Origin of the sequence: Streptomyces sp. NPDC002888 (genome assembly GCF_042888465.1) — a bacterium.
Lineage (GTDB): Bacteria > Actinomycetota > Actinomycetes > Streptomycetales > Streptomycetaceae > Streptomyces.
In genome coordinates this window covers 272,690-280,808 of record NZ_JBIAPU010000011.1, presented here as the reverse complement: position 1 = coordinate 280,808, position 8,119 = coordinate 272,690, and the positions used below count along the sequence as shown (strand labels likewise).

6 protein-coding genes are annotated in these 8,119 nt (G+C 70.4%); 3 read left to right on the top strand and 3 right to left on the bottom strand.

Annotation, left to right across the window (positions count from 1 at the left end):
* Window positions 1-2,436, top strand: a 2,436-nt coding sequence (locus tag ACFYWX_RS20305; RefSeq protein WP_389425431.1) for a Tn3 family transposase, incomplete at its 5' end; no start/stop codon positions are given.
* Window positions 2,437-2,500: 64 nt separating this feature from the next.
* Here ACFYWX_RS20305 and ACFYWX_RS20300 read toward each other — a convergent pair.
* Genes ACFYWX_RS20300 through ACFYWX_RS20290 form a run of 3 tightly spaced genes read right to left on the bottom strand, consistent with a single transcriptional unit; the run spans window position 2,501 to window position 5,840 of the window.
* The gene (locus tag ACFYWX_RS20300) at window positions 2,501-3,337 is read right to left on the bottom strand and encodes an ABC transporter permease subunit (RefSeq protein ID WP_389425430.1); all 837 of its coding nucleotides are present in this window, start codon (window positions 3,335-3,337) and stop codon (window positions 2,501-2,503) included.
* Window positions 3,334-4,896 (bottom strand): ABC transporter permease subunit, encoded by a 1,563-nt coding sequence (locus tag ACFYWX_RS20295; RefSeq protein WP_389425429.1) that lies wholly within the window; start codon window positions 4,894-4,896, stop codon window positions 3,334-3,336. Before ACFYWX_RS20295 ends, ACFYWX_RS20300 begins: the two co-directional genes overlap by 4 nt.
* A complete protein-coding gene (locus tag ACFYWX_RS20290) occupies window positions 4,893-5,840 on the bottom strand; it encodes an ABC transporter ATP-binding protein (protein ID WP_389425428.1) in 948 nt (315 codons plus the stop codon). Before ACFYWX_RS20290 ends, ACFYWX_RS20295 begins: the two co-directional genes overlap by 4 nt.
* 125 nt (window positions 5,841-5,965) lie before the next feature.
* Here ACFYWX_RS20290 and ACFYWX_RS20285 point away from each other — a divergent pair, with 125 nt between their 5' ends.
* Window positions 5,966-7,219, top strand: coding sequence for a sensor histidine kinase (locus tag ACFYWX_RS20285; RefSeq protein WP_389425427.1), 1,254 nt, complete (start codon window positions 5,966-5,968; stop codon window positions 7,217-7,219).
* Window positions 7,216-7,893 (top strand): response regulator transcription factor, encoded by a 678-nt coding sequence (locus tag ACFYWX_RS20280; protein ID WP_389425426.1) that lies wholly within the window; start codon window positions 7,216-7,218, stop codon window positions 7,891-7,893. The genes ACFYWX_RS20285 and ACFYWX_RS20280 overlap by 4 nt, the downstream gene beginning before the upstream one ends.
* The last annotated feature ends 226 nt before the right edge of the window (window positions 7,894-8,119 follow it).

Genomic DNA, 8,119 nt, shown 5'->3' with positions numbered 1-8,119 from the left:
CACGACCCGCTCGAACAGCTCCCACATCTCATCCGGCACCAGGCGCTCAACGATCCCCACGAAGACACACTATCTACCGGACCAAATGAGACGACCTCTAAGGAGTACCCCTCGGACCTGCGGGCGGCGGCGGGGCCGGTGCGCTACACGCTGCTGGCCACCCTGTGCCACGTACGGGAGACGGAGATCACCGATTCGCTGGTGGAGCTGTTCATCCAACTCGTGCAGAAGATCAACACGCGGGCGGAGAAGAAGGTCGAGGGCGAGTTCAACAAGGAGCTGGAGCGGGTCCGCGGCAAGGAGGGCATCCTGCTGCGGCTGGCGGAGGCGGCCGTGGCCGAGCCGGGCGGCACGGTCCGAAAGGTGATCTATCCGGTGGCCGGTGAGTCGACGCTGAAGGCCCTGGCGGCGGAGGCCGCGGCGAACGAGGCCCGCTACCGGGCGCGAGTCCGTACGGTCCTGCGCTCGTCGTACTCCAACCACTGGCGTCGGATGCTTTCGCCGCTGCTGAACGCGTTGGAGCTGAAGTGCAACAACACCGCCTACCGGCCGGTGATGGACGCCATCGACCTGCTCAAGCGGTACCTGGATCAGCCCATTGCCAAGGAGGGGGCGTTCTTCGACGAGGCGGAGAAGATCCCACTGGGCGGGGTGGTGCGCGAGGAGTGGCGCAAGGCGGTGGTGGATGAGCGCGGCCGGGTCGAGCGCATCCCCTACGAGCTGTGTGTGCTGGTGAGCTTGCGGGACGCGCTGCGGCGGCGGGAAATCTGGGTGCCGGGGGCGAACCGGTGGCGGAACCCGGAGGACGATCTGCCGCCGGACTTCGAGGACAACCGCGATGTGCACTACGACGCTATCCGCCAGCCGCAGGACCCGCACGCGTTCATCGAGGCGCTTCAAGAGCGGCTGCGGGAGGCTCTGACCCGCTTCGATACCGCGCTGGAGCTGGGCACCACTGGCGGGGTGGACATCGTCCGCCGACACGGTGAGCCGTGGATCAAGGTCTCGCCGCTGGGCAGGCAGGAGGAGCCGAGGAACCTGGTGGCGTTGAAGGCGGAGATCGAACGACGCTGGGGCACCATCGATCTGATCAACATCCTCAAGGAGGCCGAGTTCGCCACCGGCTTCACCGGCGAGTTCACCTCGGTCGCCACCAGGGAGGCGGTCCCGAAGGCGGTGCTTCGGCGCCGCCTGCTGCTGGTGCTGTTCGCCCTGGGGACAAACATGGGCATCAAACGGGTCGCAGTCACCGGCAAACACGGCGAGAGCGAGGCCGTCCTGCGCCGAGTACGGCACCTGTTCGTCAACCGGACCAACCTGCGCGCCGCGCTGGTGCGGCTAGTCAACGCCACCTTCGCCGCCCGCGATGCCGCGTGGTGGGGCGAGGGCACCGCCTGCGCGAGCGACTCCAAGAAGTTCGGCTCCTGGAGCTCGAACTTCATGACCGAGTGGCACCAGCGGTACCGCGGTCCCGGCGTGATGATCTACTGGCACGTCGAGAAGAAGTCGCTATGCGTCTACAGCCAGCTCAAATCCTGCTCGGCCTCCGAGGTCGCCGCGATGATCGAGGGCGTCCTGCGGCACTGCACGGATGTGGAGATCGACCGGCAGTACACCGACACGCACGGCGCCTCCATCGTCGGGTTCGCCTTCGCTCACATGCTCGGCTTCAACCTGCTCCCCAGGCTGAAGAACGTCGGCTCGGCGCGGCTGTACCGGCCGGCGGCCGGGGAGGACGAGAAGTGGCCGCACCTGGCGCCGGTGCTGTCGACCAAGACGATCGACTGGGACCTGATCCGCCAGCAGTACGACCAGATCGTGAAGTACACCACCGCCCTGCGCTTGGGCACGGCCGCGGCTGAGCAGGTCCTGCGTCGCTTCACCCGCGGAGGGCCCAAGCACCCCACTTATCGCGCGATTGAGGAACTCGGGCGGGCAGTGCGTACGGCGTTCATCTGCGACTACCTCGCCGACACCGACCTGCGGCGCGAGATCAACGACGGGCTCCAGGTCGTGGAGAACTGGAACTCCGCCAACCACGACCTGTTCTACGGCAAGGACGGCGACCTGACCGGTTCCGACAAGGAGTCCCAGGAGGTGTCCATGCTCGCTCTGCACCTGCTCCAGTCCGCTCTGGTGCACGTCAACACCCTGCTCCTCCAGGACATCCTGAGCGAGGAGAGGTGGCAGAAGCGGCTCACCGACGCGGACCGGCGGGCCCTGTCCCCACTGTTCTGGACCCACGTGAACCCCTACGGCCGGTTCGAGCTGGACATGAACTCGCACCTCGCCCTCGCCGCCACGGCGTCCATAGTGCCCGGCCCCCGCACCCTGCCCGAGGCGGAAGCCGTCCGATTCGGCGGCGGACGGTGGGTCCGGGTCGGCAACCTGAAGGCCCGCCCGCCCGGCGTCGCTCCCGGTCGGCTGGATCGTTGACCGGGTGTGGCGCCGGGCCGGGGAGGGGCCCGAGGCCGCCGCGCTCGTGGTCGGCTCGATTCGGCTACGCGTCGCGCCTGTGCAGCAGCAGGCTGCCGACTAGCAGCGCGGCCGCGGCCCACATGGCGAGCACGCCCAGGCCAGCCCATGGGCCGATGGGCAGCTCGTGCAGATGGACGGTGGCTTGGACCGCGAGTCCGGCGGTCATGGGCGAGATCTGCTGGAGGTGCCGCTGCCACTCCGGGTCGTTGACCACCTGGGTGACGACCGGGAAGAGATAGAGCAGCCCGAGCACGATCCCGATGGCGGTCGCCGCCTCCCGCACCGCCGTCGCCACGCCGAGACCGATCAGGGCGATCAGGACGAGGTAGAGGACCGAACCCACGGCCGCGCGCAGGGTCGAGCCGTCGGCCAGGGACAGCGGGGCATAGCCGTGGGCCTCAATGAATCCGTTGCCGGGCAGGATGTAGCGGCCGGCAAGGAGCGAGGCGAGGACGGCAGCCGTCCCGGAGATCAGGACGACCGTGGCGAGGACCGTCGCCTTGGCGGTGAGGACGGTGAGCCGGTTCGGCACCGCCGTGAGCGTGGTGCGGATCATCCCGGTGCCGTACTCGCCGCTGACGGCCAGCACCGCTAAGACGGCGATGACCGCCTGCCCGACGGTGACGCCGGTCAGGGCGAGCTTGACGGCGTCCTGGCCGCACCCTGCATCCGGGCACTTCACGGCCTTGGCGGTGCCGCAGCCGACGGCCACGGTCAGCGCGACGGCGAGCAGGAGCAACCTGCCCATGTCCCCTGCGGTGCGCAGCTTCGTCCACTCCGCGCGCAGGGCGCGGCCGAAGCCCCCTCGCCACGCGCCGTCAGCCGTGCTCGTGAGTCGTGCACTTCTCAGGAGACTCATACGTCCCTCCCGCGCAGCCGCACCACGGCCAGACCGAAGGCGAGCGCAGCGTATCCGCACAGCACGGCGAGGCCGGCCCATGGCGCCAGCGGGTAGTAGCCGGTCGACGGCTCGTACACGCTGAGCACCTGCGCGTACTGCGGCAGGGTCTGCTGGATGGCGAAGCCCGCAGCCGGCGTCACCCGCAGCAGCCACTCCGAGACGCCCGGGGGCAGTACGCCGGAGGTGGCAAGCAGGAAGGGCAGCACGATCGACGCGATGACCAGGGCGACCGCTGTGCCGCTGCGCCGCAGCAGGGCACCGACGCCGAGAGCGAGCACGGCGGCGGCTGCGCAGAGCAGGCCGGTGCCGACCACGACGCGCACTTCGGTCGCCGACGTGACGGGGAAGACATGGAAGCCCCTGCCGCGCGCGCTGCTTTCCCCGATGGGAATGGTGATCGCGGCGGCCACCAGGCCGATGGCGAACGCGACGCCCCCGGCCACCAGCGCCTTGGCACCAAGCACCCGGCCCCGCAGGGGAGTTGCCGCCATGGTCGTACGCAGCAGACCGCGCCGGTACTCGCCGGTGATGAACACCGTGCCCACGGCGATCACCACGATCAGCCCGGCGAAGGTGCCGACGAGGAAGTTCTCGACGGAGAAGCCGACGCCCATGACGGGCCCGCCGACGACCGGTGCGATGTCACCGGCCCCGGTCACGGTGAACCCGCCGCCGTCGGTCTGGGTGAAGCCGCCCTTGGTGGTGTTCGTGTAGCTGCCGGAGGTGCCCGCGTCGCCGCCCATCTGTGTGCCGCTCCACGCGCTCTGGGACCAGCCACCGGTGAGGACGGGGCGGCCGAAGGTGCCCGTGGCCACGGCGGGGCTGAAGCCCGTGCCCGCCGCGGTGTCCTGCTTCGCCTGCGGTGACGTGGCGAAGAGCCCGGCCTGCACGGTGCGCGCAAGCCTCGGCAGCTTCGCATGGCCGACCTCGCTCCAGTGGGAGCCGTCGGTGGAGGAGAAACCGGTGAGGATATCGCCGGAGCGGACCAGGCGCAGCCACCGCGGGAACTCCTGGGTGACCTTGCCGGAAGGGCCCGCCGTGTCGTGCGTGTAGTCGTACTGCATGCGCACACCGTGGCCGCCGGTGGCCATGACCGCCGCGTACGGGGCTCCCTGGGTGAGGCTTTCCTTCACGATGATCCCGGCCTTCGCCCAGGGCTGGGCGCCCTGGGCCGTCTTGCCGGTCCCGGTGTCGGCCACACCAGTCAGCGACCGCAGGGGAACGGTGAGGGTGCCGTCACCGGTGAGCGTCTTGTGGACGAAGTAGAAGCTGTCGTTGACGGCCTCGCCGCCGGGGCCCTTCGGGTACGAGGCGGCGTCGGCGCCGCGACCGCCGGGGGCGGGGGCGGCCGTGCCGAGCAGGCCGACCACGGTCGTCACCAGGAGCGCCCCCGCCATGGCGAGGACCCAGCCGCGTACCGTACGGAACTTCGTCCACTCGGCGTGCAGCGTCCTGAGGAACCCACTCTGCTCAGCGCGCCTCGTGGCCGAGGGGCGAGGGGTGACGGTGGCGGTCATCGCGTAGCCTCCCCCGCCGGGATGCCCCGGTACTCCACCGCGTCCCGGGTGAGCTCCATGTACGCCTCTTCGAGCGTCGCCCGGTGCGCGGACACCTGGGAGAACGGCACCCCGTTCTGGGCGAGCAGTACCACGATCTCCTCGTCGGGCAGGCCCGTGACGCCGAGGGTGTCGGGGCCGGTGGCGAGAACGGTGGCACCCGCACCGTGCAGGACCTGGGCGGCGCGCGGAGGCGCGGAGGTACGGAGGGTGACCCGGCCGCCGGCCGCCTCGGCGAGCAGCTCGGACACGCTGGTGTCCGCGACGACCCGGCCGCGGCCGATCACCACAAGATGGTCCGCGGTGTCTTCGAGTTCGCTCATCAGGTGACTGGAGACCAGGACGGCGCGGCCCTGCCGGGCCAGCGACGACAGGAAGCCGCGCATCCACACGATGCCGTCAGGGTCCAGGCCGTTGAACGGCTCGTCCAGCATGACCACCGGCGGGTCCCCCAGCAGCGCCGCCGCGATCCCCAGGCGCTGGCGCATGCCCAGCGAGAAGCCTCCGGCCTTGCGCCGGGCCGCCGTGCCCAGGCCGGCCTGTTCTATGACCTCGTCCACCCGCCGGGCCGACAAGCCCTGTGAGTGGGCCAGCCACAGCAGGTGGTTACGGGCGGTGCGGCTCGGCTGCAGCGCGGAGGCGTCGAGCAGCGCCCCTAGATGCCGAAGCGGGCGACGCAGGGTGCGGTACGGCACCCCGTTGACCAGGGCCTTTCCCTCCTCAGCCGCGTCAAGGCCCAGGATCACGCGCATGGTGGTGGACTTGCCCGCGCCGTTCGGGCCGACGAAGCCGGTCACCCGTCCGGGCCGCACGGTGAACGTCATACCGTCCAGAGCCAGCTGCGGCCCGAAGCGTTTACGCAGACCAATGACCTCGATCGTCGCCTTCGTACTCTCATCGCTCATGGCCCCCACCCTGTGACGGAGCGAGTTACAGGGGCCGAACGGCCACTGTCATCTCGCTGTTAGGCGCCTCGGCTTAGCCTGGCCCGGTACGTGTCCTGATGCGGTGGCGAGAGGGGAGCATGCGGATGAAATGGGGTCCGCCCCGACGGCTCGCGGGCCTGACTGCCCGGCTCGGCCTGCGCCGTGGCACTGCCCGCACCCGCTTCACCGCCTTGTACGTGACTCTGTTCCTGCTGTCGGGAACGGCGCTGCTCGCCATCGCGGCCGTGGTGGCATCCGGCGGATCGCGCTCCAGCCAGACCGCCCCCGATGGCGGCACCGATCAGCCCGCCACGGCGGCACAGGCCCAGGGCCGCATCGACGAGCTGGAGCAGCAGCTGACCCAGGCGCACGACACCCAGTCCCGGCAGATCCTGATCGGCTCCGCCATCGCCCTCGGCGTCATGGCGGTGATCTCGGTCGGCCTCGGCTGGTTCGTCGCCGGCCGGGTGCTGCGCCCGCTGCGCGTGATGACAGCGGCCACCCGCCGGATCACCGCCGACAGCCTGCACGAACGCCTGGCCATCGGCGGCCCCGGCGACGAGGTGAAGGACCTCGCCGACACCATCGACGACCTCCTCGGCCGCCTGGAGGGCTCCTTCGACGCCCAGCGCCTCTTCGTCGCCAACGCCTCCCACGAGCTGCGCACCCCGCTCACCACGATGCGGGCCTCCCTTGACGTGGCCCTCGCCAAGCCGGGCCCGGTACCCGAGACCACGGCCACGCTGGCCGCCCGGATGCGCGCCGAACTCGACCAGGTGGACCGGCTGCTGGAGAGTTTCCTCGTCCTGGCTCGCACCCAGCACGGCGAGTTCACCGACTCGGCGCGCCTCGCCCTCGGCCAACTCGCGCTGACCGCCTTGACCGGACGGGCAAAGGACATCGCGGCCAAGGGCCTGACCGTGCGCGAAAACCGGAGCGACGACTCCGCGTGGGTGTGGGGCAGCCAGACGCTGCTGCGCCGCGTGGCCGACAACGTGGTCGACAACGCGATCGCGCACAACGACCCCGGGGGCTGGATCAGTGTCGCGGTACGGGCCGAAAGAGACGACGCAGGCGCAGTGTCCCTCGTCGTCGAGTCCAGCGGACCGGTCCTCGATCAGCGGCGAGTGGCGGACCTCGCGCAACCCTTCCGCCGCCTTGGCGCCGACCGGACCGGCACCGGCCAGGGCAGCGGCCTCGGCCTCTCCATCGTCGCGGCCATCACCCAGGCCCACCACGGCACCCTGGACCTGCGCGCCCGCCCCGACGGCGGCCTGCGCGTCACCATCACCCTCCCCCGTACGGACGGCAGGGCGACGGCGGAAGCCCCCGACACAGAGACGGGCGTGGCGCGTTGAGAGTCCTGGTGGTCGAGGACGCCCGCCCCCTCGCCGAAGTCATCGCCGAGGGACTGCGCGACCAGGGCATGGCCGTAGACGTGGCCCACGACGGGCTCGACGCCGCGGCCAAGCTGGACGTCAACGCGTACGACGTCGTCGTGCTCGACCGCGACCTGCCAGGCATCCACGGCGACACCCTCTGCCAGATGATCATCGAGCGGGACGGCCGCGTGATGGTCCTGATGCTGACCGCCGCCGACTCACCCGGCGACCGCGTCAGCGGCCTCACCCTGGGCGCCGACGACTACCTCGCCAAGCCCTTCCACTTTCCCGAACTCGTCCTGCGCATCCGCGCACTGGCCCGCCGCCGCCCCGCCGCCCGGTCCCGCACCCTGAGCACGGCGGGCATCGAACTCGACCCGATGCGCCGCACCGCCAGCCGCGACGGCCACCAACTCGACCTCTCCGTCAAGGAATTCGCGGTACTCGAAGCCCTCCTGAACGCGAGCCCCGCCTTCCTCAGCACGGAGAACCTCCTCGAACAGGTCTGGGACGAACACGCCGACCCGTTCACCAACACCGTCACGGTGACCATCAGCCGCCTGCGCCGCAAACTCGGCGACCCTCCGGTCATCGCCACCACACCTGGCGTGGGGTATCGGATCATCGACCCAGCCGTCCCACCCGACTGAGCAGCCGCCAGGGGCCGGCGGCCCACGATCGGACGCGGTGCTCAGTGCACCTGACTCCAGTCATCTGCGCAGCCGACTTCGGAGACTGACACACGCGGTTACTCTCACAAACGGTCCTTTGCGCGAGCAAGATCAAGAGCGGGCCGTCAAACCCCCGCCGATCCCGGATTCGTTCGCAGAACCCGGTCTCACTCGAAAGTAGGGCGGACCCCCTTCTGAGACTTGC